The organism is Paenibacillus contaminans, from assembly GCF_003285015.1.
GTDB lineage: Bacteria > Bacillota > Bacilli > Paenibacillales > NBRC-103111 > Paenibacillus_V > Paenibacillus_V contaminans.
In genome coordinates, this window is record NZ_QMFB01000086.1 from 1 (window position 1) to 634 (window position 634).

Annotated in this window: 1 rRNA gene; it reads right to left on the reverse strand. The window is 54.2% G+C overall.

What is annotated here, in order from left to right:
- Window positions 1–634: ribosomal RNA gene (locus DQG23_RS41650) — 16S ribosomal RNA — on the reverse strand; the annotation flags it as partial.

The following is a 634-nucleotide window of genomic DNA, read 5'->3' on the forward strand; positions in this document are numbered from 1 at the left end:
GCCCGTTGTACCGGCCATTGTAGTACGTGTGTAGCCCAGGTCATAAGGGGCATGATGATTTGACGTCATCCCCACCTTCCTCCGGTTTGTCACCGGCAGTCATCCTAGAGTGCCCAACTCAATGCTGGCAACTAAGATCAAGGGTTGCGCTCGTTGCGGGACTTAACCCAACATCTCACGACACGAGCTGACGACAACCATGCACCACCTGTCTTGGATGTCCCGAAGGAGGGCNAATTCCTTTGAGTTTCACTCTTGCGAGCGTACTCCCCAGGCGGCATGCTTAATGTGTTTACTTCGGCACCAAGGGTATCGAAACCCCTAACACCTAGCATGCATCGTTTACGGCGTGGACTACCAGGGTATCTAATCCTGTTTGCTCCCCACGCTTTCGCGCCTCAGCGTCAGTTATAGGCCAGAAAGTCGCCTTCGCCACTGGTGTTCCTCCACATCTCTACGCATTTCACCGCTACACGTGGAATTCCACTTTCCTCTCCTACACTCCAGTCTCCCAGTTTCCAGTGCGACCCAAGGTTGAGCCCTGGGTTTAAACACCGAACTTAAAAGACCGCCTGCGCGCGCTTTACGCCCAATAATTCCGGACAACGCTTGCCCCCTACGTATTACCGCGGCT